The following is a 25,613-nucleotide window of genomic DNA, read 5'->3' as shown; positions in this document are numbered from 1 at the left end:
GTTGGGGGTGGGGGAGTGCGGCAGGCAGGGTGGCCTGAGGATAGCCCCCACCCCGACCCCTCCCCTGAAGGGGAGGGGCTTAACTTTCCGCACCCCCATCACTTTCGGCCTCCGATCGGTGGAAAGTTGCCGGACTGCGCGGGATAGTCCTCGCCGGGCTGGAGCGCGACGCTTTCGATGCGCCGGATCGCGTCCTGCACCGCCCCGGCATCGGGCAGCATGCGGAACACGCTGTCGTAGCGCCGCTCCTCGCCATGCTCGAGCCAGATGAGCTCGTCCCGCTCGCGCGCGAACTCCTTGCCGAAGACGTGGTTCGTCGAGGGCTCGATGCCGACGGCATAATGGCCGGCGTGCAGGTTCTGCCACTCGTACATCGCCGGGAACTGCGCCTTCAGCGTCTCGACCTCGAAGCCGAAGCCGAGCGCCTCGTTGACGATGGCGACGTTGACGCGGCCGTCGGCGTCCGGCGCCATGTCGTGCTGCCACACCTGCTCGTGGAAGTTGGCGATCGGCGCGGGGAGGGTACGATAGCCGACGCCCTGCGCGCGATACTGCTCGGCATGGGCCGCCCACAGCACCTCGCGGATCGGCGCCACGTAGCGCGATCCCTCGGCGACCACCGGATGGCCGACGTTGACGTGGTAGCAGTACATGTGCGGCGTCCGGTAGAAGCCGTGGTTGACGACGCGGTCATGCAGCCGGATCTCGTCGCCGCCGACGCTCGCCTCGATGTGGCGGATGAGGTGCAGGTCCTCGCCGAACACGGTCGCCTGCTGCACCACGCCCTCGGCCCACAGCACGCATTCGTCGCCGTCCCAGCGCTCGCCGTAGCCGGTGAGCCGAGCCGGGATCGTGCCGACCCGGCCGTGAAGCGACGAGGAGACCGACTTGCGCGGGCCGTAATGGTAATGGCCGGCGGGATCGTCGTGCATGAACAGGATGTGGTCGAGCCCGCAGGTGATGTTGAGCCCAGACATCGAGCGGAGCCAGGCGAACCCGCCTTCGCCCTCATATTCGTGCAGCCCCGGATGGCGGAACCCCGACGGCGAATGCCACCCGACGGCGCGGCCGGCGTGCTCGCATTCGGCGATGTCCATCGCGCGGTCGACGAGCACGGTGAAGCGCAGGCCCGTGCCGGTGCGGAACTCCAGTTGGCGTATGCCCCGCTCGACCCCGTCGCCGAGCGTCATGAGCCGGACGCCGGCGAACTGCGACAGGCTGCCGGTGCGTTCGGCGAGCGCCCGCCGCGTCATCGCTTCGCCGTAGAGCTGGACCACGCGCCTCTCCGATGTTGTCAGATGTATGATGTTTATGAGGCGGGCGGCTGCGCGTCAACGGCGCTTTCAAGAGGCGCGGCCGTCCGGAAGTCTCCGCCGGCGCCAAGCGAAGATTCCAGCTTTGATTGTCAGGAGGCTCCGATCCTTACGTCCGCAAGTTTCGGATCGCCGCTTCCATCAACGCGGAAGTGAGATGGGGGGCGAGTAGTCGGTCATCGTCATGAACACGCTATCGACCTTCGTCACCAGCTTGCCGCCGGCCTCGGACTTGGCGACTACTGCGCGCCATTCGGGGTCCTCGCCGAAGGCCTTCCAATCCTCGTCCCTTGCCTGCCGGCTCGGATATGCGAGCACATAGACCACCCGTCCCTCAGGGGAGTCCTTGGTCGGCTGCTCGTTCCAATAGGCGACATTGCGCATGCCGTGCTTCTCGAAAAGCTTGAGCGTATGGTCGCGAAACCGTGCGTTGAGCGCAGCAAGCTTGCCGGGTGCCGGATAGTAGATGCGTAGTTCGTAAACCGCGTCATGCGGATCGAGCGCCGCTCGCTGCGCGAGCGCCATCGTTCCGGTGGCAGCCAGAGCGAAGCAGGCGAAAAGGGCAGGGCGCATTTGGCGGACTCCCGAAGCAGCAGGAAGGACACCTGCCATAGGAGTAGCTGCGGCCGCTTTCCATCCGTCGCGGGTCCTCCCGCCGGCTTATGCCCTCGACAGGAGCGTCTCCCTTCGGCCGCTCGCCGGCGCGGCAGAGGCATCGCGAACGCCGCCGATCCAGGTCGCCGCCGTGCGGAGGTCATCGTCCATCAGGACGAGATCGGCCCGCAAGCCCGGTGCGATCCGGCCAGTCACATGCCCCAGGCCCAGGAACGCCGCCGGCACCGCGCTCGCCATCGCGACAGCCTCGGGCAGCATGAGCCCCAGCATCGTTACCGCATTCCGCACTGCCGCCGCCATGTCGAGGTTCGAGCCGGCGAGCGTTCCCGCCTCGTCGGTGAGCAGGTCGTCCGCTACCCGGATGCGGCGGCCCTGCAGCAGGAACTCGGTCGCGTCGGAGCCGACTGACGGCATCGCGTCGGTGACCAGCATGACCCTGTCGCGCGGCTTGCAGCGCAGCGCGAGGCGCAGCGTCGCGGGGCTGACGTGGTGGCCGTCGACGATGATGCCGCAGGTCAGCTCGTCGCGCTCCAGCGCCGCGCCGACCACGCCCGGCCGGCGCGATCCGAGCGGCGACATGGCGTTGAACAGGTGCGTGATGCCGGTGAGGCCTGCGTCGACCGCCGCATTCACCTCCTCATAGCTGCCGTTGCTGTGGCCGGCGGCGACGATCACGCCCGCTTCCGCCAGCCGGCGCACCATCGTGGGCGTGGTCCGTTCCGGCGCGAGCGTAACGAGCGTGCGGCCGCGCTTCAGCGACGTGAGGACGGCGAAGCCCTCCTCGTCGAGCGGGCGGATCTTGCCAGCGTCGTGGATGCCCTTACGCTCGACGTTGAGGAAGGGCCCCTCGATGTGGATGCCGAGCACTCCCGGCACGCCTGCCTCGATCGCGGCATTTACCGCGGCGACGGCACGGCGGATCACGTCGAGGTCGTCGCTGATCAGCGTCGGCAGCAGGCCGGTGGTGCCGAAGCGGCGATGCGCGGAGGCGATCGCGGTGATGCCCTCGACGGTCGGCGCATCGTTGAACAGCACGCCGCCGCCGCCGTTGACCTGCGTGTCGATGAAGCCGGGAACGAGCGAGCCGGACAGCGCCTCTCGTGCGATGTCGCCGGGCAGCTCGGCCGTGGCCGTGATCGCGGCGATACTGCCGTCGTCGATCACCACGGCGGTGCCGCCGCGCCAGGTGCCGTCGACGAGCACGCGATCGGGAATGATGGCCTGGCGCATCAGATGGTCTCGGTGACCTTGGCGAGGCGCGGCGGGTGGTCGGGGTCGAAGCCGCGCCGCAGCGACAGCGCGTTGGCGGCGCGGTAGAAGGCCTGGATCTGCAGCATCGGCTCGATCGCGGGATGGGCGTCGACGTGCGGAAGCTGGATCGCGCCGGCCACCTCGCCGCCGCTCACCAGCACTTCGCCGCCGCGCGCGACGACGTCGGCGACCAGCTCGTCGACGCCGTCGCCGGTCGCATCGCCCTGGCGGAACACCAGCAGCGGGAAGCCGGGACCCACCAGCGCCATCGGCCCGTGGCGGACCTCGGCGGCGCTGAACGCCTCGGCATGGAGGCCGCAGGTCTCCTTGAACTTGAGCGCCGCCTCCTGCGCGATGCCGAAGCCGAGGCCGCGCCCGATCACGTAGAGGCCGCGCGCCTCGGCCAGCCGATTGACCAGCGGAGTCCAGTTGCTTGCCCACGCCTTGCGCAGCAGGGCAGGCGATTCCCGCACCGCCTCCAGCAGGATGTCGTCCCGGCTCCAGCGTGCGGCCAGATGGAGGAGGCCGGCGAGCGCGGTGATGTAGGATTTGGTGGCGGCCACGCTCACTTCCGGCCCGGCGTGCAGCGGCAGGCAGGTGTCGGCCTCGGCGGCGAGCGGCGAATCGGTCACGTTGACCAGCGCCAGCGTGCGCGCGCCGCCCTGCTTGGCGGTGCGCATCGCGGCGAGGATGTCGGGGCTCTTGCCCGACTGCGAGATGCCGATCGCCAGCATCCCCGAATAATCCGGCGCCGCGCCGTAGACCGAGGCGACTGACGGCGCGGCAGAGGTGGTGACGAGGCCGAGCCGCGTCTCGATCAGATATTTGGCGAAGGTGGCGGCATGATCCGAGCTGCCGCGCGCGAAGGTCACGACGGCGCGCGGGCGCTCGGTGCGGAGCGTCTCCGCCAGCGCCTCGACCGCTTCGGCGTTCGCCGCGAGCTGGCGCGCGACGGCGTCGGCGGATTCGGCGGCCTCCGCGAACATGCGGGTCTCTTGTGCTTGCGTCATTCTGTTCAGATCCGGGTGTCGGGTTCGGCGACGAGATCGTGGCCGCCGGGAAAGCTGTGCCGCTCGATATAAGGCCGTGGCGTGCCGGGTTCGATCCCCGACCGGTCCTGCGCAGCGCGCAGACCCCGGCGACTTTCGCCAAGCGATTCAATTCCCTGGCCCGGAAGCGGCATTGGACCCCCACTATCGAGTGCTTGCCCAGGCTTGTTGCGCAACAATGGAACCAATGCAATACCATTTTCAGCTACGAAATGGCTTTCACCGTAACATTGCTGCAAAGAATCCTACTTGACGTCGATCCGTTGCTAGCGGATGGTCTGGTCATTGGTATGCAAGTGGTACAAGAGAAAGCATACCATAGCTATAGCTGCAAAGGGGATGGAGATGAGGTTCAGGGCTTTGTTGATCGGCACCGCCAGCGGCCTCGCGCTGCTTTCGGGGGCCGCATATGCGCAGACGACCGATGCCGCGCCGCAGGCTGCCGAGGAGCAGGGCGAGGATATCGTCGTCACCGGCTATCGCGCTTCGCTGGCGGCCGCGCTCGACACCAAGCGTAACGCCGATGCGATCGTCGATTCGATCAATGCCGAGGATGTCGGCAAGTTTCCCAACACCAATGTCGCCGAGGCGCTGACGCTGGTGCCGGGCGTCACCGTCGACCGCCAGTTCGGCCAGGGCGAGAAGGTCTCGATCCTCGGCACCGACCCGGCGCTCAACCGCACGCTGCTCAACGGCCAGACGGTGGCGTCGGCGGACTGGTTCATCCTCGATTCGCCGGGTCGCACTTTCAACTACGCGCTGCTCGCGCCGCAGCTCATCAACCGCGTCGACGTCTACAAGTCGCCTGAGCCGCGCATCGACGAAGGCTCGATCGGCGGCACCGTCAACGTGGTGACGCGCAAGCCGCTGGAGCTGAAGCCGCTCACCGTCGCGGGCTCGCTCAGCTATCTCTACAACGACCGTTCGAAGAAGGGCGACATCCAGGGCTCGGCGTTGGTCAGCTGGCATAACGAGTCCAAGACCTTCGGCATCCTGGCTGCCTTCCAGCGCAGCAAGGACCGCCTGCGCCGCGACGGTCTGGAGGCCTATGGGTCGATCACCGCGGATTTCTGGAACGGCGCGAACGACGCGAACACCAGTTCGCTCGCGACGCCGGCCGATCCGGTGCCGGGCCGGACCTACACCGGCAACTGCACCGGCGCCTGCGCGACGACGCTGGCCGCCAATCCCGATGCGGTGGCGCCCAATGCGTTCGGCACCTCCTATTTCGAGCAGGGCCGCGAGCGCCTCACCTATTCGGCGACCGCGCAGTGGAAGCCGGTCGACGAGCTCACCCTCGAGTTCAACTGGCTCAAGATCGACGCGAAATACAACAACCTCAACCAGTCGATGTACAGCTTCGCGGGCAATACCTGGAACAGCGCCGGCGCGCTGACCGGGATCGAGGTGAAGGACGGCATCGTCACCAGCACGATGCTCAACGACGGGCTGAGCGTGCTCGACGTCCAGTATCGCGAAGCCGAGATGCACTCGGACACCTATCACGCCAAGGCCGGCTGGGACGGCGGCAACTGGGACGTGAACGTCGAGGGCGGCATCTCCGACGCCGACGGCGGCACCAAGCGCCAGGTGTTCCTCGAGTTCCTGAACAAGGCCGACTATACGGTGGACATCGGCGGCGCGCCGGGGCGTCCCGGCTCGATCAGCTACACCACCGACGTGCTCGGCAATCCCGCGGCGTTCGTGACCGATCCCGGCTGGAGCGGCAACACCGTGGCCAAGCCGACCTCCGACAAGGAGCGCTACGCCCAGGCCGATTTCGGCCTCGATCTCGATGGTCCGATCAAGCGGATCCAGGTCGGCTACAAATATCGCCATCACGAGACCGCTCAGGCCTATGCCGGCATCTCGCTCACCGGCCTGTCGGCGCCGGCGTCGCAGTTCGACCCGCGCCAGGTGAAGGACAATTACCTGTCCGGCATCAAGGGCGTGAACGACCAGATGAGCGACCGCTTCATCATCAGCGGCCCGTCGATGGTGGATTTCCTCGAGGGCCGGACGCTGCCGACACCGTCGCCGTTCGCCGCGCCCGAGTTCGCCGCCGGCAACTGGGAGGTCAAGGAGAACATCCACGCCCTTTACGGCCAGGCCAATTTCGACGTCGGCGGCCTGCGTGGCAACTTCGGCGTACGCTATGTCCACACCGGCTTCGACAGCGCGGGCTATGTCTGCAATCCCGGCGCGCTCTGCACCGCCGAGGCCGACTGGGCCTGGCAGAGCGCCAAGCGCAGCTACGACAACGTGCTGCCCAGTGTGAACATCATCGCCGACGTGAAGCCGAACCTCTTGTTCCGCTTCGCCGCGGCGCAGGTGGTGGCGCGGCCGAACTATGCCGATCTCACCAACTTCTTCTGGCTGTCGGACCAGGTCCTGACCGGTGCCGGCGGCAACCCGGACCTCAAGCCCTACAAATCCAACAACTTCAACGCGTCGCTGGAATGGTATTTCGCGCCGCGCGCGATCCTGTCGGCCGAGGTCTTCTATAAGGACATCAGCAACTACATCCTGTCGCAGACGGTGCCGGAGGAGCATTTCAACCAGTCGCAGAATATGGTGTCGACCTACGACATCAGCCGGCCGTTCAATGCGGGCTCGGCCGAGGTGAAGGGCTTTGCCGTCGCCTATCAGCAGAATCTGCCGCTCGGCTTCGGCATCCTCGCCAACTACACCTTCTCGGACGGCGAGGGACAGGACGGGCGGGACCTGCCGTACAATTCGCGCCATCAGGCGAGCCTCAGCCCCTATTTCGAAAGCGGGCCGGTGGCGATCCGCGGCACCTATACGTGGCGGTCGAAGTATTTCACCGGCATCGACCGCGGCGACGAGATGTACGTGCGCGACACCGCTAACGTCGACGTGTCGGCGACTTATAATTTCACGCCGAACGTAGGACTGACGCTCGCGGGCATGAACCTGACCGACAGCGAATATTATGGCTACGCCAACACGCCGCGCCTGCCGCGCAGCGTGTACCGTACCGGGCGCAAGCTGCTCGCCACGGTCAACGTCAACTTCTGACTTATGGGTTCGAGCTGAAACACATCGCCGGGCGGCGGAAAGGGGCCTTCTCCTTCCGCCGCCCTTCTTTTTTGTCCTTGAAAGCAGCGTAAGTTGATGTCCATGCCGTTCCCAATCCCCACGATCGTCCGTCGATGCTGCGCAATGCCGGAGCCGGTCGCGTGACGGGGGCGGGAGACGGTATCGCGTTGCTCGCCCCCTTTGCAGGCTGGCTGGCGCCGCTCGACGAGGTGCCGGACCCGGTGTTTGCCGAGCGCATGATGGGCGATGGCTTCGCGATCGATCCGGTCGAGGGCCTGCTTTGCGCGCCGGCCGACGGCATTGTGCTGTCGATTCCGGCGAGCGCCCATGCGGTGACGCTGCGGCTGGAGAATGGTGCGGAGCTGCTGCTCCACATCGGCCTGGAGACGGTCGCGCTGGCGGGGAAGGGCTTCACGCCCAAGGTTGCGGCCGGTGCATCCGTTCGCGCCGGCGATCCGCTGATCGCGTTCGATCTCGACGCAGTGGGCGAGATGGCCAAGGCGCTCATCACGCCGATGGTCGTAGCGAACGAAGGCTATGCGCTCGCCGTCGACCGGCCCGGCCGCGAGGTGGCTGCAGGAGAGGTGGTGGCCCGCATCGCGGGTGGAATACCGTCGGTGGCGGGGGCGGTGCCCGCAACGGACGAGCGCTACGAACGTGAGCTGCGCGTGGCCGCGCCCCACGGCATTCATGCCCGCCCCGCCGCGCGCATCGCCGCCGCGCTCAAGCCCTTCGTTGCGGAGGTGGAGATCCGGCGCGGCGAGCATGTCGCCAATGCGCGCAGCACGGTCGCATTGCTCGGTCTCGGCGCGACGCTGGGCGAGACCATCACGCTCACCGCCAGCGGTGCCGATGCGCGGGCGGCGGTCGACGCGGTTGCGGCTCTGCTCGATCGGATCGCCGAGGAGGAGGCTGCGACGCCGATCGTTGCGGCGGCACCTGCGCCGCCCGGGCGGCCGGTCTGCGCTTCGCCGGGCCTCGCGATCGGGCAGGCGGTGCAGCTTCGTTCGGTGGATATCGAGGTGCCGGTGGATGGCAGGGGCATCGCGCAGGAGCGCGCGGCGCTTGCCGATGCGTTGCGGCAGGTATCGGATGCGCTGGCAGGCGGCTCGGGCACGGCCGCCGCGGTCGCCGAGGCGCATCGCGCGCTGCTCGCCGATCCGGAGCTTGGCACGGCGGCGGAGCAGGCGATCGCCGAGGGCCGTAGCGCCGCCTTCGCCTGGCGCATGGCGAGCCGGCAGGCGGCTGATACGATCCGGGCGACCGGCGATCCGCTGCTGATGGAGCGTGTCGCCGACCTCGCCGATCTCGAGCGGCAGGTGATCGGCGTGCTGACCGGGGAAAACGGGGCGGCCGTCCCGGCGCTGCCGCCTGATGCGGTCCTGATTGCCGAGGACCTGCTGCCCTCGCAGTTCCTCGCGCTCGACAAGGGCCGGCTCGCCGGCATCTGCACCGCTGCGGGCGGGCCGACCGCCCATGTTGCGATCCTTGCAGCGTCAGCCGGCATTCCGATGATCGTCGCTGCGGGACCCGCGGTGCTCGACATCGTCGAGGGCGCAACCGTGATCCTCGATGCCGACGCCGCCACGATCACCGCCGATCCCGGTGCGCCGGCGCTCGCCGCCGCGAGCGAGCGGCTGGCGCGCGTGCGCGAGCGTCGGGCGGCGGAGCTCGAAGCCGCGCATGGCGAAGGCCGCATGGCCGACGGCACGCGCATCGAGATCTTCGCCAATCTGGGATCGATCGCCGATGCCGCCGCCGCGGTGAAGGCGGGCGCGGAAGGCTGCGGTCTGCTCCGGACCGAATTCCTGTTCCTCGACCGCGAGACCGCACCGGACGAGGAGGAGCAGCGGGACTGCTATGCTCGCATCGCCGCCACGCTCGGCGAGCGTCCGCTGATCGTGCGCACGCTCGACATCGGCGGCGACAAGCCGGTGCCCTATCTGCCGATGCCGGCCGAGGAGAATCCGGCGCTCGGCGTGCGCGGCGTGCGGCTGAGCCTCGCGCGGCCCGACCTCATGCGGCTCCAGTATCGCGCGATCCTGCGCGCCGTGCCCGGGGAGCAATGCCGGATCATGCTGCCGATGGTCGCGGATCTCGGCGACTATCGCGCCGCGCGTGCGATGCTGGAGGAAGTCGCGGCCGAGCTCGGCATCGTCGCACCGTCGCTAGGCGTGATGATCGAGACGCCGGCGGCCGCAATGCTGGCGGGCCAGATCGCGCGGGAGGCCGCTTTCCTCTCGATCGGCACCAACGATCTCACCCAATATGCACTCGCCGCCGATCGCGGCAATGCCGGCGTCTCGCAGCGGCTCGACGCATTGCATCCCGCCGTGCTGCGGCTGATCCGGGAGGTGGGGAAGGGCGCGCGCGAGGCTGGCCGCTGGGCCGGGGTATGCGGAGGGCTCGCATCCGATCCGCTGGCGGCGCCGATCCTTATCGGCCTCGGCATCACCGAGCTTTCCGCCACGCCGGCCGCGATCCCGCGGCTGAAGGCGGTAGTGCGCGAGCTGACGATGGAGCGCTGCGTCGCGCTCGCCGAACGGGCGTGCGAGGCGGAGTCGGCGGACGAGGTACGCGCGATCGCGCGGGAGACGATATGATGAAGCTCGACCTATCCGCGGCACTGGCCCGACTCCAGCCGCTCGGCCGCGCGCTGATGCTGCCGATCGCGGTGCTGCCGATCGCGGCGCTGCTGCTCCGCCTCGGCCAGCCCGACGTGCTGAACATCGCCTTCATCACCGCGGCGGGCGATGCGATCTTCTCGAACCTGGGGCTGCTGTTCGCGGCCGGCGTCGCCGTGGGGCTGGCGCGCGAGAACCATGGCGCGGCGGCGCTGGCCGGCGTGGTCGCCTATCTCGTCGCGGTCGAGGGCGCCAAGACGCTGCTCACGCTCCCGCCCGACCTCGTTTCGGCCAACGCGGCGGAGCAGGGAGTCTGGCGCGCCAAGGAGATCGCCAAGCTGAGCGTGCCGGCGGGCCTTTCCGCGGGCATCGTCGCGGGCCTGCTCTACAACCGTTTCTATGCGATCAAGCTGCCCGACTATCTCGCCTTCTTCGGCGGCCGCCGTTTCGTGCCGATCGCGGCGGGTTTCGCGGGCCTCATCGGAGCCCTGCTGTTCGGGCTCGGCTTTCCCTGGTTCGAGAGCGGTGTCGACAGCCTGAGCCGCTGGGTGCTGGGCGCAGGGCCGATCGGCCTGTTCCTGTTCGGCGTGCTCAACCGGCTGCTGCTGATCACCGGCCTCCATCACATCATCAACAACGTCGCCTGGTTCCTGCTCGGCGACTTCCATGGCGCGACGGGCGATCTCAAGCGCTTCTTCGCAGGCGATCCGAGCGCCGGCGCCTTCATGGCCGGTTTCTTCCCGGTGATGATGTTCGGCCTGCCCGCCGCCTGCCTCGCCATGTATCGCAATGCGCTGCCCGAACGGCGCAAGGCGGTCGGCGGCCTGCTGCTGAGCCTGGCGCTCACCTCGTTCCTGACGGGGGTGACCGAGCCGATCGAGTTCAGCTTCATCTTCCTGGCGCCGTTGCTCTACCTCCTCCATGCCGTGCTGACCGGCGTGTCGATGGCGGTGATGAACCTGTTGGGGGTGAAGCTCGGCTTCGGCTTCTCCGCGGGGCTGTTCGATTATGTCCTGAACTATGGGCTGTCGACGCGGCCGCTGCTGCTGCTGCCGGTCGGCGCGGCCTATTTCGCGATCTACTATTTCACCTTCAGCTGGTGCATCCGCCGCTTCGACCTGAAGACGCCCGGCCGTGAAGCCGAGGCGGTTGCGACACCGTCCGCCTCGACTGGACGAGGACGCGGCGCGGACATGGTGGCGGCGTTGGGCGGTGGCGCCAACATCCGGTCGGTCGGAGCCTGCACCACACGCCTGCGGCTGGTCGTCGCGGACCAGACTGCGGCGGACGATGCTGCGCTCAAGGCGCTCGGCGCGCGCGGGATCGTGCGACTTGCCGATGGCGGGCTCCAGGTGATCCTGGGCCCGATCGCCGATCAGGTCGCGGGTGAGATACGCGATGCGCTTGCCGCGGCGCCGGCAGGACCTGTACCTGTTCCCGCGCTCGATGCCGCGGCGATCGCCAAGGTGCTGCAGCCCGCGGGCATACGATCGGTTTCGGCCAAGGCCACGCGGCTGATCCTGGACGTTGCCGACAGCAGTGCAGTCGATGCCGAAGCGCTCAAGGCCGCCGGGGTGCGGGCGGTCGCCAGTGGTCCTCGTCTTCACCTGATCGTCGGGCCGACTGCCCCCAGCCTCGCGAAGCAACTGCTAGGCTAGGCTAGCCCTCTACAGCCGCAAATTACTCTGGGCGGCGCAGCTTCTCCGAAAAAAACGGCCCGCCTCCGAAGAGGCAGGCCGAGCGGGGAGGAACTGTCAGAGGTCAGAAGTTGACGGTGGCGCCGACCGCGATCTGCCGGCCCAGCGAGTCGTAGCGCGCCGACAGCGTGTTGTTGCGCGACAGGCCGTAGCTGTACGAGTTCGGCAGGATCGGCGGCGTCTTGTCGAGGATGTTGTTGGCCGCGATCCGGAACGAGAAGCTCTTCTGCACGCGGAAGTTCAGCGCCAGGTCGAAATAGTCGTAGGCGCCGATACGATAGAAGGTCGTCCGCTCGCCCTCCGGCGTCCAGCCGAGGTTCGGATCGCCCGAGTTGGTGACGTTGGTCAGCGGCCCCAGGTGGCGCCAGTTGAGCGAGGCGCTGAAGAACTGGTCCGCGGTGGTGTAGGTCGCGCGCAGGTTGTGCGTCCACTTCGGGATCAGCTGGCCGCAGCCGCCGCCGTAATAGCCGGCACAGTTGTACTTCGGCAGGATCGGCGAATCCTGGCCGCCGGCGAGAGTGGTCAGCGAGCCCGAGAAGTCGAAGTCCAGGCGGCCGGCGGCGCCGAGGCCGAGGTTGTACTGGGCCTGGAAATCCCAGCCGTGCGACTTGCTCTTATAGTAGTTGGTCGTGCCGCCGCGGAGGAAGCCGGTGGCGGGGTTGGTGCCCGGGTTGCTGTACAGCGTGCCGTCCGGGTTGCGCACGAACATGCTGCAGAAGAATTCCTGACCGGTGGCAAGGCAGCCGTTCGAGAAATAGTCGTAGTCGTTGTAGCCGATCGAGTCCTTGAGATCGATCAGGAAGCGGTCGACCGAGAAGGTCAGGCCCTTGATGAAGCGCGGCCGCAGCAGCACGCCGAACGTCTTGGTATAGGCCGTCTCCGGATTGACCGTGAAACCGCCGCGGCGGACGGTGCAGCCGATGTCGGTCGGGCAGAGCAGGGTCGGGCTGCCGTAGAGGCTGTCGGCGAGGCCGGTGGCGCGGCATACCTCCTGCGAGGCCTGCGGAGCGCCGTAGATCGGCACCTGCTGACCGTTCGGACCGGTGGTATAGCCGGTGATTGTCGGCGCGCAGATGTCGTTGAAGGTCGGGACGATCCGGTCATAGCTGATGTTGCTGCCCTGGAAGGCCTCGACCACGGTCGGGGCGCGCTGGGCGCGGTTGATCGAGCCGCGGAAGGTGATGTCGCGGACCGGCGACCAGATCGCCTCCGCCTTCCACGTCGAGAAGGTGTCGGGATTGCTGCTGTACTTCGACAGGCGGTAGGCGCCGTTGAACTGAAGCAGCTCGGCGAACGGCTTCTTCTCGATGATCGGCGCCTGGAGCTCGACATTGCCTTCCCAGGCATGCTGGCTGAGGCTCTGGTCGGTGCCGCCGTAGCGTTCGCGCCAGAGGTCGTCGGCATAGCCCTTCAGCTGGTCCTCACGATATTCGGCGCCGAACGCGACCGCCAGGCCCTGCTCGGCCCAGGGGCTCTTGATCCCATAGGTGCCGAGATCGCCCTGCACCGTCGCGACGACGTTGTAGAGCGTGTTGATCGTGGTCTGGTTGGCGTAGCTGCCTTCGACGAGATAATCGAACAGCGCGCTGTTGTTGTACGGGGAATTGGCGCTGAACGGATCGAACGGCAGGCAGCCGTCGGCGGCGCCCGAGGCGCAGGCGGGGGTGCCGTTGACGTTGACGACGTTCAGCGCGTTGTTGACGCGGTCGAAGTCGGGCATGGCCCAGGACCAGTCCTGGCGGTTGCGCGCGTAGACGCCGCCGACATCGTAGTTCCAGCCCTTCGCGAACTCGCCGCGCACGCCCGCCGAGATGCGCGTGCCTTTGTTCAGATAGAGATCGTCCAGCGCAGGGGCGCCGTTGAAGCGGTAGCGGACCTCGATCGGCACCATCGTGCTGGTGCCGGCGGCGGCGCCGCAGATCGTCGACGCCTGCGCCGCCGACAGGAACGGATTGTCGCAGTTCACCTGATACGGGGTGCTGCCGTCGCCATAGGCGGTCGAGCTCAGCACCCGCGCCGGATAGGGGTTCGCCGAGCGGTCGCGGAACCACATCACATTGGCATAGAGCTCGACGGCGTTCGAGATCTCGAAGGAGGTGAAGCCGCCGGCGTTCCAGCGCTTGTTCCGCCGCTGGAAGGAATAGCCGTCATAGGGATTGGCCGCGACCGCGTCCGAATAGGGCACGAAGGTGCGGGTGCCGTCCGGATTGTTGACATATTGCGCGCCGTCGTTCGCGCCGGTGCGCGGCGAGATATAGCCGTTCGGGGTGTAGGTGGAGACGGTGCAGGTGAGGGGACCGTCCTTGACCGCCTGGCTCAGCTGGCAGCCCGAGGTCTCGCGCGACATGTAGGGGACCAGGTCGCCCTGGCGATAGTTGACATAGCCCGAGATGTGGAAGCGGTCGTCGAACAGCTTCTTGCCTGCCGTCAGCGACAGGTCGACGCGGCCGCCGTCGAAGGCGTTCCCCCTGGCGGGCTGGGTGAAGCCGTATTGGCTCGCGACCTCGGAGACGAGGCCCGGCTTGTTCTCGTGCGCGTAGAAATTGTAGTTGGCGTTGAGCTGGACGCCCTCGAAGTCCGGCTTCATGATGAAGTTGACGACGCCGGCCACCGCGTCCGAGCCGTAGACCGCCGAGGCGCCGCCGGTCAGCACGTCGACCCGCTCGATCAGCGAGGTCGGGATCATGTTGACGTCCTCGCCGTTCATCGTGCCCAGGCGCTTGCCGTCGACCAGCACCAGCGTGCGCTCGAAGCCGAGGTTGCGCAGCTTGAGGCGCTGGCGGCCGTCCGAGTCCTGGTAGTTCTGCTGGCTGTCCGGCGCGATCTGCGGCAGCCGGTTCATCACTTCCTCGATGTTCACCGCGGCCTGGGCGCGGATCGAATCGGCGGTGACGGACTGGATCGGCGCGGCGGCGGTGGTGTTCGGCCGGTTGATGCGCGAGCCGGTGACGACGATCTCGCGATCGGCGGTGTCGTTCGACGCGACCTCCTGCGCCATGGCGGGCATCGCCGACAGGCCGGTGATGCAAGTGGAGGCCAACAGCAACGCGTGTACGGATTTCATGGTCTGTCCCCTTTGATCATCTTTTGTGTGGTGATGTCGTCCCGGCCGCGCCGTTGAGGCTGTCGGCAGGTTGAACCCTGGTGGCGCCGCTCTCGTCGGTGACGGCGTAGGTGAAGCCGGGCTGAAGCGCGTAGGCGCCGACGGTGCCGTGACGGTCGATCGCCAGGAAGGCGACCTGCGCGTCCTTGACCGCGTCGCCGCGCAGCCGGGCAATGTGCTGGACGGCCTCGCGGCAGGCGGCCATCGGCGACAGGCCGGCGCGCATCGACGCCACTACCCGGGCCGAACCGGCGATCCGCGTCACTTCCTCGCCGACACCCGTCGCGGTCGCGGCGCCGACGCCGGGCTCGACCAGCAGGCCGCAACCCGACTGGGGCGAATCGCCCACGCGGCCACGCAACTTGAACGCCATGCCCGAGGTGGTGCAGCCGCCCGCCAGTCGTCCGTCGGGCGCGCAGGCGAGGATACCCAGCGTGTCGTGGTCGAACGCGGTGCCGCGCTGGTTCTCGATGTTGACGATCGGCTTGTATTTCGCGGTCTTGAGCCACTCGCGCCAGGCGGCCTCCGCCTCGGGCGTGAGCAGGCGGGTGGTGGCGAAGCCCTGTTCCAGCGCGAACTGGCGGGCGCCTTCGCCGACCAATATCGTGTGCGGCGTCTTCTCCATCACGCGCCGCGCGACCGAGATCGGGTGGAGGATATCCTCCAGCGCCGCGACCGCGCCGACGTTGCCGCGATCGTCCATGATGATGGCATCGAGCGTCACGTGGCCGTCGCGATCCGGATAGCCGCCGAGGCCGACCGAGTGATTGGCGGGATCCGCCTCGGGAACCTGCGCGCCTGCTTCGATGGCGTCGAGCAGCGATCCGCCCGCCTTCCATCGCGCATAAGCCGCGGCGTTAGCGGCGGCACCGAAATCCCAGGTCGATACGATGAGAGCGCGGGCCCGAGGCTGCGCTGCCGCCGTCCGGGGCAGGCCGGCCAGGGCGGCTCCGCCCAATCCCATCGCCAAAGCGCCGCGGCGCGACGTGCCCATCGATGTCTTCCCCAATGATGGGAGCGTTATCATTCTGTCGCGCCCATGCAATAAGATTGTCATAGATGAAAAATCAATTCAATACCAAAAAGAAAATTGGTTTTATCGTGCGCCTATCCAGGATCACCCTTCGGCATGTTGTGATGCGCGTTGGGAATTTCCTGGCGGTTGATGCAGGCGCGCAGCCGGGAGCCGCCGATCGACCGGCTTTGAGGGATGGATGGCTTCAACCCTTCTCCACCGTCACCCCGGCCTTGTTCCGGGCCCACGGGGAGGCAAGAGCAGGACAAGAGGCTTGAGCGCGACCAGGGGGGGGCGGTGAAACCCCGGAACAAGTCCGGGGTGACGGTGGGGATGGGCCAGTAGGGCCCGGAGCTTCAAATGTCGCTCGGTCCTAGCGCGTTGCGGTGAACCCGCCGATTCCGGCGATGGCCAATCTCCGTGCCGTGACGGCAGTCTCGGCGAAGGTCAGGCGGAGGTAGCGTGCCTGCCGGGGCGTGGCGAAGGCGATCCGCTGCGTGGAGAGCGCGTAGGCGATGTTGGAGAATTCCCCGCTCGCCGCTGGCTTCCAATTGGTCCCATCGTCGCTCGTTTCGGCGACATAACCTTTAGGTGGTGCCGCGCCGGTCATTACCTGGCGCGAGGGAGTCAGGCTGAAGCCGGCGAGCTCGACCGGCTTGCCGAGGTCGATCGTCACGCGCGCCGGTCGATCGTGCGTGGGGGCAGGTTGCAGCCAGATCGTCGCGGCGTCGTTGTCGAGCAGGCGCTCCGCGTCGGGTGCGCTCGCCTCGACGATCCGCCATCCGCTCGTGTCGAGCACGCTGGGATCGGAGGAGATGATCGGTGGGACCGGGACGGGCGCGACCGAGCGGAACAGCGCGAATTCGCTGATCGCCGGGCACGCGGGCGCCTCGACGATGCGCAGGCGGGCGCGGCGCGGTGCGATCGGGGCGGGCAGGCGGATAATCCGCTGGGCGGAGATGCATTCATGCTCGGCGAGTGTGCGCCAGGCGCCGCCGATCTCGGCATCGATCGCGAAGCGGGTCACGCGCACGCCGAGCGGCAGATATTCGCGCAGGCGAATGACGTCGAAGCTCGTGCCCGGCTTCAGGTCGAGTATCAGCTCCGAAACGGTCACGCCGTCGGGCGTCGACCAATAGGTTTCGCGATTGCCGTCGAGCACATGGGCGGGCTCGAAGTCCGGGCCGCGGTTGTGGCTGGCATGGGCCACGGCGCCCTTGGCGAGATCGCGCGCGAAGGTGGCGCGGATCGCGTCGCCGAAGGATTTGAGGATCCTGACGTCCTGGTCGGGGATCCGGCCGCGGCGGTCGGGCGGAATGTTGAGGTTGAGGTTGGTGCCGCGGCCGACCGATTCATCGTAGAGGCGGATGAGGCGCTCGGGGCTCTTCACCTTGGAATCCTCGTCGGCATGGTAGAACCAGCCGGGGCGGATCGAGACGTCGGTCTCGGCGGGCCACCAGATCGCGCCGCCGCGCACGCCGGCGTTGCCGTTCTTCTGGTCGTAGGGCTGGTTCGGCATGGTCGGCCAGCACGGGTCGCCGGCGACGCCGTCCTCGTTGCCGACCCAGCGGATGTCGGCGCCGAGCGGGTCGAAGGTGCAGGCATTCGGCTGAAGCCGGTGGACCAGCGCGACGATCGACGGCCAGTCGTAATAGCGCGGCGCATCGATCTTCCGCGCCTCGCGCGCGCCGCCGTAATAGCCGTCGCCGCCGTTGGCGCCGTCGAACCACACCTCGAACAGCTCGCCGTAGCGCGTGCAGAGCTCGGTCAGCTGGGCGCGGTAATAGTCGACATAGGCGGGTCGGCCGTAGTCCGCGTGGTTGCGGTCCCAGGGGGAGAGATAGAGGCCGAAGGGCAGGCCGGCGCGGCGGCAGGCATCGGCCATTTCGCGGACGATGTCGCCCTTGCCGTCCTTGTAGGGGCTGTTGCGGATGCAATGTTCGGTGAGCGTCGTCGGCCACAGGCAGAAGCCGTCGTGATGCTTGGCGGTGAGGATCAGTCCGCGCAGGCCGCCGGCCTTGGCGGCGGCGACGATCTGGTCGGCGTCGAAGTCGGTCGGGTTGAACAGCTTGGGGCTCTCGTCGCCATAACCCCATTCCTTGTCGGTGAAGGTGTTGATCGAGAAATGCACGAAGGCATATTGCTCGCGCCCGTGCCAGCGCCACTGCCGCGGGCTCGGCACCGCGCCGTAAGGCTTGGGCGGAGCCGTGCGTGGTGCGGCCAGCGCCGGCGCGGTGGCCAGCGTGCCGGCGGCGAGGCCGGTGGCGAGCAGCGAACGGCGCGAGATTTCGGTCATTTGGGCAGCGTCTCCGGCTCGCCGGTGAGGGTGAATTCGGTCCATTGGCCGGCGCCGTCCTGCGGCTGGCCGCCGCCGAGCCACAGGCGATAGCGGCCGGGCAGCACACGGCGCGTACCGTCGCGCTCGACCGTGCTCAGGTTGCGCGGGTCGATCGTGAAGCGGACGGTCGCGGTCTTGCCCGGCGTCAGCGCGACGCGGCGGAAGCCGGCGAGCTGGCGTTGGAGCACGGGGGCCGTGAAGCCGCCCCCCTTAGCGGACGGTGGGACCAGATAGACCTGAACGACCTCCTCGCCCGCACGGCCGCCGCTGTTGCGGAGGCGAACGCTTGCCTCCACCGGAACTGCCGTGGAGCCGGCCTTTGCCGTGGCCGCATCATAGGCGAAGCTGGTGTAGCTGAGACCATGGCCGAAGCCCCAGAGCGGCGTGCCGGTGAAATAGCGGTAGGTCCGCTCCTTCATGCCGTAATCGATGAAGGCGGGGAGGTCGGAGGTGCTCTTGTAGAAGGTCACCGGCAAGCGGCCCGAGGGGTTGTTGAACCCCGCCAGCGTCTCGGCGATCGCCGTGCCGCCGGATTCGCCCGGATACCAGGCGGCTAGGATCGCGTCGGCCATCGCCGGATCGACCGCGACTGCGCTGCCGCTGGTCAGGACGAGGACGACCGGCTTGCCGGTGCCGCGCAGCGCCGCCAGCAGCCGCTGCTGGGCCTGGGGGAGCGCGATGTCGGTGCGGTCCCCGCCGACGAAACCGGGTACGCTCACCTGGAGCGCCTCGCCCTCGAGATCGGGGGAGAGGCCGAGCACCGCCACCACCACGTCCGCGTTCCGCGCCGCCGCGACCGCCTGCGCCAGCATCGGCTCAGCGGGCGGGAGCCACATCAGCCGCAGCCCCTCGTCCTCGCCGTGATGGTCGAGCTCCAGGCGGAAGGCATGGCGGCCGCCGTCGCTGTCGAAGGGGATCTCCACCCGCGCCTTGCCGAGCGGACCGGCGTGGAACGGCTTGCCGTCGATCCACAGCCGGACGGCGTCATGGGTGGTGCAATCCTTCCAGCAGGCCGGGATGTCGATCGCGAGCGTGTAGCGGCCCGGCCCTGGAGGCACGAGCTCGCCCGACCAGCGCACCGAGAAACCCTTGGGATCGAGCTGGGGCAGGGGAGCGGCGCGCGTGTAGTTGAAGTCGATCCGCCGGTCCTGCCGCGTCGCGACCGGCGTACCGCCGACGGTCGGGCTCGCGAAATATTCGGCCTTGAGGCCGGGCTTGCCGTCGGCGGCGAAGGCGGTTTCGGGCACCACCACCGGGGCGCCGTCGGCGAGGACGGAACCCTGGGCGTAGCTGACGTTCGCAGCACCGAACTGGCGGCGGATGCCCTCCAGCGGCGTGACCGGATCGATCGCGGTGCCATGATAGTTGGCCTCGAGCACGCCGAGGTCGTCGGCGTCGGCGCCGATCACCGCGATGCGGCTGCCGGACTTGAGCGGCAGGCGGCCGGCGTCGTTCTTGAGGAGCACGATCGACTTGCGCGCGGCGTCGAGCGCCAGGGCGCGATGCTCGGGCGTGCCGATCTCGCTCGGCTTGATCCGGCTCCACGGACTGTCGCCGCCGAAGGCGATGCCGAGCGCGCGTCGAGCGTCGAGCGCGCGGGAGAGGGCGGTGTCGATCTCGGCTTCGCTGACCAGTCCCCTGGCGACCGCCTGGGGGAGCGCGGCATAGGCGCTGCCGCAGTTGAGGTCGTTGCCGCCCTTGATCGCCGCCGCCGCCGCTCCCGCGGCGTCGAGGCGGTAATGGTGGAACAGGTGGATGTTGGCGACCGCGTCGCAATCCGAGACGGTGAAGCCGGTGAACCCCCAATCCTTGCGCAGCCGGTCGTTGAGCAGCGGCGAGGAAGCGCACGCCGGGGTGCCGTGGATCGCGTTGTAGGCGCACATCAGCGAGCGCGCCTTGCCCTCGGTGATCGCGAGGCGGAAGGCGGGGAAATAGGTCGCTTCCAGGTCCTGCGGGCTGGGGTCGACGTCGAAGCCGTCGCGGCCTGCCTCAGGGCCGCTGTGGACGGCGAAATGCTTGGGCGTGGCGATGACCTTCGGGTGCGCCGGGTCGGGTCCCTGCAATCCCTGGATGAAGGCGACGCCGAGATGCCCGGTGAGGTACGGGTCCTCGCCATAGGTTTCCTGCCCACGGCCCCAGCGCGGATCGCGGAAGATGTTGATGTTGGGCGACCAGATCGTCAGCCCTTCATAGATGCGGCGGTCGGCATTGGCGGGGCGCGCGTTGAACTTGGCGCGCGCCTCGGTCGCGACGACATCGCCGACCTTGTGCGTCAGGTCGGTATCCCAGGTCGCGGCGAGCGCGATCGCCTGGGGGAATACCGTCGCGTGGCCATTGCGCGCGAGGCCGTGCAGCCCTTCGTTCCACCAGTCGTAGGCGGGGAGGCCGGCATCCTCGTCGGCGGGCGCGGTGCTCTGGAGCTGGGCGGCCTTTTCCTCGACGGTCATGGTCGCGATCGACCGGGCGACCGGATCATCGGCGGTGGCGGCGGCAAGAAGCAGGAGCGGGATCACGATCGGGGTCCAAGTGTGCGGAGGGTGAGGGCGCGCTTCAGCGCCGCGGCGGAGGCGTCGGAGCGCACGTCGACCGTCACGCTCTCGCCCGGCAGCAGGTCGAAGCCGTCGTCGCTCGGCCGGGCGGGGAGGGCGCCGAAGTCGAGCATCACCGCGCGGGCGAGTGCCTTGGCGGTGATCGTCACGCGTTTGCCTTCCCAGCGGGCGGTGAGGCCCGAAGCGGGATAGGCCATGTCCTTGGGGACGGCGCGCTCGACGATGGTGCGGGAGACGGGGCGGCCGTCGACCTGCAGTTCGGCGACCGCATAGCTCGCCTTCGGATCGGCGCCGGCGAACAATTCCGCATCGGTAAGGTTTGCCACGTCCTTCGCCGAGAGCGGATCGAGCGTCACCTCGCCGCCTCGCTCGCCGATCGGCTTGCCGGCCATGTCGAACGCCCGCACCTGCCAGCGCGCCTGGACCGGCGCGGTCGCGTCGGAGACGAGGGCGATCCGTGTGCTGCCGTCGCGATGCTCGGCGACCACCGCCTGCGGTGCGAAGAAGCGCCGGGCGGCATAATGGAGCAGCTTCCACCGGCCGTAATAGTCGATGCTCGCCCAGGAGATCGCCGGCCAGGTGTCGTTGATCTGCCAGTAGAGCGATCCCATCGTCACCGGCCGACAGCCGCGATGATGGCGCGCCGCCATGTCGATCGCCTGCATCTGGTTGACCTGGGTCAGGTAGACGAGGTCGGCGAAATCGCGTGCCGGACGCAGCCGCTGGTCGAGATAGAGCTGGAGCCGGGCGTTGCCTTCGCCGGCCAGGAATTTCTGGTGCGCCTTGAGCACCGGACTGTCGAGCGTGAGCGGCCCATTTCCGGCGAACTCGCGGATGGTCGACAGGTCGGGCATCGCCTGGAAGCCATATTCGGACATGAAGCGCGGACAGCTGTCGAGATAGCGCTCGACCGGCTTCGATCCCGACCACACGTCCCAGAAATGGCGGTCGCCGTCCTTGTCGGTGTCGGTCGGGCCTTCGTAATCGGTCGAAGGCGAGCCCGGCCAATAGGGCGTGCCCGGCGAGCGCGTCAGCACGGCACCCCGCAGCACGCGGTCGAACAGCACCGCCATGCCGACGCCGATCCGTTCCTGCTCGTCGGCGCCGACGCGGCGCTTGAAGGCCTTGCGGTCCGACCAGTTCTCCCAGCCGGACAGCACCTCGTTGTTGCCCGCCCACAGCACGATCGAGGGGTGCGCCTGGAGCCGTTCGACCTGCTCCTCCGCCTCGATGCGGACATTGTCGCGGAACCTGGCGTCGGGCGGGGTGATCGATCCGCCGAACATGAAGTCCTGCCAGACCATCACGCCCAGCTCATCGGCGATCGCGTAGAAATCGTCGTCGAGATAATAGCCGCCGCCCCAGACGCGCAGCATGTTCATGTTGGCGTCGCGCGCGCTCTGGAGGATGTCGCGCATCTGCGCCGTGGTCACGCGCGACGGGAAATTGTCGAACGGGATCAGATTGGCGCCCTTGGCGAAGATCGGCACGCCGTTGATCCGGAAGCCGAAGCTGCCGTCCTTGCGGATGAGCTCGACGGTGCGCAGGCCGATGCGGTGCTCGACGCGGTCGTCGCTGCCGAGCGCTCCGGCGACGCGGTAGAGCGGCTGCGCGCCGTAGCCGACCGGCCACCAGCGTTGCGGCGCGGCGACGCTGAGGGGCACGCTGACCTCATTGTCGCCCGCGGCGACCTTCACCGTGCGGGTCACGGCCTGCGAAGTGCCGTCGGGCGTGGTGATCCGCGTATCGAGCGTCACCGTCGCGTCGTGCCCGGCGACGATGCGATAGCGCGCCACCAGCCGCGCCTCGGCGTCGTTCAGCGCCTCCTGCTCGATCGTCAATGCGTCGATCCGCGCCTCGTCCCAGCCTTCGAGCTTCACCGCGCGCCATACGCCGACGTTCACCAGGCGCGGGCCCCAGTCCCAGCTATAGTGGTACTTCGGCTTGCGGATATAGGGCGAGGTCTGCTTGCCCTTGGGCTCGTCGCCGAACGCGGAATCATATTCGCCGGGCAGCGGATTTGCTTCGGCCAGCACCATCGGCTGGAGCGTCCTGATCGGCGAGGCGATCGTTACGATCAGCTCGTTGCGGCCCGGCTTCAGTGCGGCCTTGGCATCGACGCGCCAGCGGCGGTGGGCGTTGTCGGCCTTGAGCAGCACCTGGCCGTTCACCGACACCGTTGCGAAGGTGTCGAGCCCGTCGAACACGAACTCGACATGATCGCGCGCCAGCATCGCCGGCGTCACCGCGATCGTGCGGCGGAACTGCCAGTTGGTGAGGCCGGCCCATTGGATCGGCGCCTCGTTGATCCCCTTGAATGGATCGGGGACGCGCCTGGCCGCGATCAGGTCCTGCTGGACGCTGCCTGGCACCCTCGCGGGAAACCAAGCGGTTTCGCGCGGATGCGCCTTGGCGGCTTCGGCGTCGGCGGGATCGATCCGAACTTCCCAGACGCCGTCGAGCGGGATCGTCTCCTTGGGGGCAGCCCAGGCGGGCAGTGTGGCGAACAGCAACGGCAGAAGCGCGAGCCGTGGCTTCACTTGGCGGCCTCCGTCAGCGTCATGCGCTCCACGGCATAATAGGGATCCAGCAGCGACGAGGTGAACTGGAGGCACAGGTCCTCGTCCCCCGCCATCGCCGGCAGCGTGCCGCTGAAGCTGAAGCGGGTCGGCGACCGCTCGGGATCGGGCAGCGGGAAGGTGGCGAGCACGACCGGCTTGACGCTCTTGTCCTTGGCCGCGGCGAAGCAGCGCGCCTGGATCACCAGCTCGCCATGGGGCGTGACGTTGTAATGCGCGCGGAGCGCCGAGGCCTCATGCGCGAGGCCGTAGTGGCGTGCCAGGCGCGCGACCTCGACGGTGAAGCCCTTGGCGACGTCGAGCGGCGCGGCCGGGTAGGCGCTGCAGGTGTCGAACAGGTTGATGTTGAAGGCCGGTGCATTGTCCGTCGCTTCGGAGGTCAGCGGCACCCGGAGGCCGAGGCTGCCGCGTGGGCAGGCGATGAGGTCGGAGCTGGTACGGGTCAGCAGCGCGGCACGGCTGGTGTCGAAGCTGCGCGGCGTGGCGGTGGCATTGCCGACGGCATCGAAGGCAGCGGCGCGGATCGTCGCCCCGGGCTTCAGCGTCAGCGGGGCGGAGTAAGCGCGCGACTTGGCGGTCGGGGCCTTGCCGTCGAGCGTGTAGCGGATCGTGCCGTAGGGTGCCTGGGTCGAGAGGGCGACGGTGACCTTGTTCGCCCGCAGCGCGTCGCCTCGGCTGCCCTGAACCTCGAAGCCGACCGCGAAGGCGCTGTCCGCCACCTCGACGCCCGAGCGGCGCCAGCGCTGCACCTGCGGGTCGAGCCGGGCGACGAAGCCCGCGAAGTCGCGCTTGTCCTTGTCCGACCAGGTGATCTCGGCGAGCGCCGCGGCGCGCGGGAACAGCATGTGCTGGACCTGATAGGGCGTCACCAGATACTCGCTCCAGGCATTGGCCTGGGCGCCGAGCACATGCTTCGCCTTCTCCGCGTCGATGCCGGCCGGCATCGGCTCGTATTTGTAGACGTCCTCGAGCGTCTGGATCGCGATCCGGCCCGGCGGCTCGTCGGCGCGGCGGCTCTGCAGGCTGTCGAGGTAGAGCGTCGGCGCGGGGCTCAGCACCACGTCGTGGTTCTGGTTGGCGGCCTCGACCGCGCCCTTCTCGCCGCGCCACGACATCACCGACGCGGAGGGCGGCAGCCCGCCCTCCAGGATCTCGTCCCAGCCGATCAGCCGGCGGCCCTTGCTCGCGAGGTACTTGCCGAACTCGTCGATCAGCCAGCTCTGGAGCTGGTTCTCGTCCTTGAGGCCGAGCGCCTTGATCTGCGCCTGCACCTCCGGCGAGCGCTCCCACTGGTCCTTGACCGCCTCGTCGCCGCCCAGATGGATATAGGTGCCGGGGAACACCGTCATCAGCTCGTCGAGCACGTCCTTGACGAACTGGACACCCTTGGGGCCGGGGTTGATGAGATAAGGATTGACGCCCCAGTCGTGCGAGACCTCGGGCCGGTCGCCGAACACGCCGAGCTCGGGATAGGCGGCGACCAGCGCCTGGGCGTGGCCGGGCAGGTCGATCTCGGGCACGATGGTGATGCCGCGCTCGGTGGCATAGGCGACCAGCGCCTTCAGCTGCTCCTGGGTGTAGAAGCCGCCGACCTTCTCGGTCGGTGCCGGGCCGCCGGTGGAGGGGCCGGTGCGCCAGGCGCCGATCTCGGTCAGCTTGGGATAGCGCTTCACCTCGAAACGCCAGCCCTGATCGTCGGTGAGGTGGATGTGCAGCGTGTTGAGCTTCACCGACACCATCTGGTCGACGACCGAATAGAGGAACTCGATCGGCTGGAAATGCCGCGCCGGGTCGATCATCAGCCCGCGCCAGCCGAAGCGCGGCTTGTCGGTGACGGTCACTGCGGGAACCTTGACCGGCTTGCCGAACGCGCGGTCGGGGCTGAGCAGCTGGGCGAGCGTCATCGCGCCGTAGAGCAGGCCGCGGTCGCCCGAGGCGGCGATGCGGATGCCCTTGGCATCGACTTCGAGCCGGTAGGCCTCGCCGCCCTGCACGCCCGGGTCGCGCGTGAAGCTGATCGGGCCGGTGCCGGCCTTGTCGACGAGCGTGATGCCCCGCTCGACCTTGACATGGGCCGCGAGGATGCGCGCCGCCGCCGCGGCTCCGGTGTCGTCCGCGGGAACGGCGATGATCGCGCCGTCCGCGACGGTGAAGCTGCCCTGGCCCGGCTGCACCGAACTGGGCAGCGGCGTGAGCGGGAGCGCCGCGGGAGATTGCGCATATGCCGGCACTGCGAGCGTCAGACTCGTCCAGCAAAGCCACCTGGCGCTCGTCCGCATCATTCGTTGCTCCCTGTTGCGCCGGCTCGGCGATGCGCGGCGGATGTAACCAATGTATATCCTATCCGGCAATAGCGGCGGCGCAACGATTCGGCGGGGCGCGGAAATCCTTTGAAATATCTTGACTGCATCGGGGTGAGT

At 68.3% G+C, this 25,613-nt stretch carries 14 protein-coding genes; 4 read left to right on the top strand and 10 right to left on the bottom strand.

The window, feature by feature from the left end:
* Window positions 1–98: 98 nt before the first annotated feature.
* From LZK98_RS14765 to LZK98_RS14750, 4 genes are all read right to left on the bottom strand, one after another.
* Window positions 99–1,277, bottom strand: a complete 1,179-nt coding sequence (locus LZK98_RS14765; protein WP_233783145.1) for an aldose 1-epimerase family protein — start codon at window positions 1,275–1,277, stop codon at window positions 99–101.
* A gap of 177 nt (window positions 1,278–1,454) precedes the next feature.
* On the bottom strand, window positions 1,455–1,886 hold the full coding sequence (locus tag LZK98_RS14760) for an NIPSNAP family protein (RefSeq protein WP_233783143.1): 432 nt from the start codon (window positions 1,884–1,886) through the stop codon (window positions 1,455–1,457).
* Between the two features lie 87 nt (window positions 1,887–1,973).
* Window positions 1,974–3,158 carry an N-acetylglucosamine-6-phosphate deacetylase gene (gene nagA, locus LZK98_RS14755; protein WP_233783141.1) on the bottom strand — a complete coding sequence of 395 codons (1,185 nt, stop codon included), beginning with the start codon at window positions 3,156–3,158 and terminating at the stop codon, window positions 1,974–1,976.
* The gene (locus LZK98_RS14750; RefSeq protein ID WP_233783139.1) at window positions 3,158–4,189 is read right to left on the bottom strand and encodes an SIS domain-containing protein; all 1,032 of its coding nucleotides are present in this window, start codon (window positions 4,187–4,189) and stop codon (window positions 3,158–3,160) included. Before LZK98_RS14750 ends, nagA begins: the two co-directional genes overlap by 1 nt.
* 384 nt (window positions 4,190–4,573) lie before the next feature.
* On the opposite strand from LZK98_RS14750, the gene LZK98_RS14745 reads away from it, so the two are divergent.
* The 3 genes from LZK98_RS14745 to nagE all read left to right on the top strand — a co-directional run bounded on the left by LZK98_RS14745 (window position 4,574) and on the right by nagE (window position 11,570).
* Window positions 4,574–7,267 carry a TonB-dependent receptor gene (locus tag LZK98_RS14745; protein WP_233783137.1) on the top strand — a complete coding sequence of 898 codons (2,694 nt, stop codon included), beginning with the start codon at window positions 4,574–4,576 and terminating at the stop codon, window positions 7,265–7,267.
* Window positions 7,268–7,428: 161 nt separating this feature from the next.
* Window positions 7,429–9,891, top strand: a complete 2,463-nt coding sequence (gene ptsP / locus LZK98_RS14740) for a phosphoenolpyruvate--protein phosphotransferase (protein ID WP_233783135.1) — start codon at window positions 7,429–7,431, stop codon at window positions 9,889–9,891.
* A complete protein-coding gene (gene nagE / locus LZK98_RS14735; RefSeq protein ID WP_233783133.1) occupies window positions 9,891–11,570 on the top strand; it encodes an N-acetylglucosamine-specific PTS transporter subunit IIBC in 1,680 nt (559 codons plus the stop codon). The genes ptsP and nagE overlap by 1 nt, the downstream gene beginning before the upstream one ends.
* Before the next feature lie 103 nt (window positions 11,571–11,673).
* Here nagE and LZK98_RS14730 read toward each other — a convergent pair whose 3' ends face one another.
* Window positions 11,674–14,673 carry a TonB-dependent receptor domain-containing protein gene (locus tag LZK98_RS14730; protein ID WP_233783131.1) on the bottom strand — a complete coding sequence of 1,000 codons (3,000 nt, stop codon included), beginning with the start codon at window positions 14,671–14,673 and terminating at the stop codon, window positions 11,674–11,676.
* Between the two features lie 16 nt (window positions 14,674–14,689).
* Window positions 14,690–15,706 carry a N(4)-(beta-N-acetylglucosaminyl)-L-asparaginase gene (locus LZK98_RS14725; RefSeq protein WP_233783129.1) on the bottom strand — a complete coding sequence of 339 codons (1,017 nt, stop codon included), beginning with the start codon at window positions 15,704–15,706 and terminating at the stop codon, window positions 14,690–14,692.
* Window positions 15,707–15,771: 65 nt separating this feature from the next.
* Between LZK98_RS14725 and LZK98_RS14720 the strand changes: the two genes are divergently transcribed.
* Window positions 15,772–16,005, top strand: coding sequence for a hypothetical protein (locus tag LZK98_RS14720; RefSeq protein WP_233783128.1), 234 nt, complete (start codon window positions 15,772–15,774; stop codon window positions 16,003–16,005).
* A gap of 95 nt (window positions 16,006–16,100) precedes the next feature.
* Here the strand turns inward: LZK98_RS14720 and LZK98_RS14715 are convergent, their stop codons facing one another.
* Genes LZK98_RS14715 through LZK98_RS14700 form a run of 4 tightly spaced genes read right to left on the bottom strand, consistent with a single transcriptional unit; the run spans window position 16,101 to window position 25,475 of the window.
* Complete coding sequence (locus LZK98_RS14715; RefSeq protein ID WP_233783126.1) at window positions 16,101–18,023, bottom strand: alpha-L-fucosidase; 1,923 nt, start codon at window positions 18,021–18,023, stop codon at window positions 16,101–16,103.
* Window positions 18,020–20,578, bottom strand: coding sequence for a glycoside hydrolase family 3 C-terminal domain-containing protein (locus LZK98_RS14710; RefSeq protein WP_233783124.1), 2,559 nt, complete (start codon window positions 20,576–20,578; stop codon window positions 18,020–18,022). The genes LZK98_RS14715 and LZK98_RS14710 overlap by 4 nt, the downstream gene beginning before the upstream one ends.
* Window positions 20,575–23,154 carry a beta-mannosidase gene (locus tag LZK98_RS14705; protein ID WP_233783122.1) on the bottom strand — a complete coding sequence of 860 codons (2,580 nt, stop codon included), beginning with the start codon at window positions 23,152–23,154 and terminating at the stop codon, window positions 20,575–20,577. The genes LZK98_RS14710 and LZK98_RS14705 overlap by 4 nt, the downstream gene beginning before the upstream one ends.
* A complete protein-coding gene (locus tag LZK98_RS14700) occupies window positions 23,151–25,475 on the bottom strand; it encodes a beta-N-acetylhexosaminidase (RefSeq protein ID WP_233783120.1) in 2,325 nt (774 codons plus the stop codon). The genes LZK98_RS14705 and LZK98_RS14700 overlap by 4 nt, the downstream gene beginning before the upstream one ends.
* Between the last annotated feature and the right edge of the window lie 138 nt (window positions 25,476–25,613).

It is taken from the genome of Sphingomonas cannabina (assembly GCF_021391395.1).
GTDB classification, from domain to species: Bacteria; Pseudomonadota; Alphaproteobacteria; order Sphingomonadales; family Sphingomonadaceae; genus Sphingomonas; species Sphingomonas cannabina.
Note: the sequence above shows the minus strand (reverse complement) of the source record. Positions and strands in the feature narration are given on the sequence as shown.

What these genes read in the sequence shown, in the direction of transcription:
- LZK98_RS14750 (WP_233783139.1), bottom strand. Translation starts at nt 4,189, where the DNA reads ATGACGCAAGCACAAGAGACCCGCATGTTCGCGGAGGCCGCCGAATCC.
- LZK98_RS14745 (WP_233783137.1), top strand. Translation starts at nt 4,574, where the DNA reads ATGAGGTTCAGGGCTTTGTTGATCGGCACCGCCAGCGGCCTCGCGCTG.
- LZK98_RS14725 (WP_233783129.1), bottom strand. Translation starts at nt 15,706, where the DNA reads ATGGGCACGTCGCGCCGCGGCGCTTTGGCGATGGGATTGGGCGGAGCC.
- LZK98_RS14760 (WP_233783143.1), bottom strand. Translation starts at nt 1,886, where the DNA reads ATGCGCCCTGCCCTTTTCGCCTGCTTCGCTCTGGCTGCCACCGGAACG.
- LZK98_RS14700 (WP_233783120.1), bottom strand. Translation starts at nt 25,475, where the DNA reads ATGATGCGGACGAGCGCCAGGTGGCTTTGCTGGACGAGTCTGACGCTC.
- LZK98_RS14720 (WP_233783128.1), top strand. Translation starts at nt 15,772, where the DNA reads ATGAAAAATCAATTCAATACCAAAAAGAAAATTGGTTTTATCGTGCGC.
- LZK98_RS14730 (WP_233783131.1), bottom strand. Translation starts at nt 14,673, where the DNA reads ATGAAATCCGTACACGCGTTGCTGTTGGCCTCCACTTGCATCACCGGC.
- LZK98_RS14715 (WP_233783126.1), bottom strand. Translation starts at nt 18,023, where the DNA reads ATGACCGAAATCTCGCGCCGTTCGCTGCTCGCCACCGGCCTCGCCGCC.
- nagA (WP_233783141.1), bottom strand. Translation starts at nt 3,158, where the DNA reads ATGCGCCAGGCCATCATTCCCGATCGCGTGCTCGTCGACGGCACCTGG.
- nagE (WP_233783133.1), top strand. Translation starts at nt 9,891, where the DNA reads ATGAAGCTCGACCTATCCGCGGCACTGGCCCGACTCCAGCCGCTCGGC.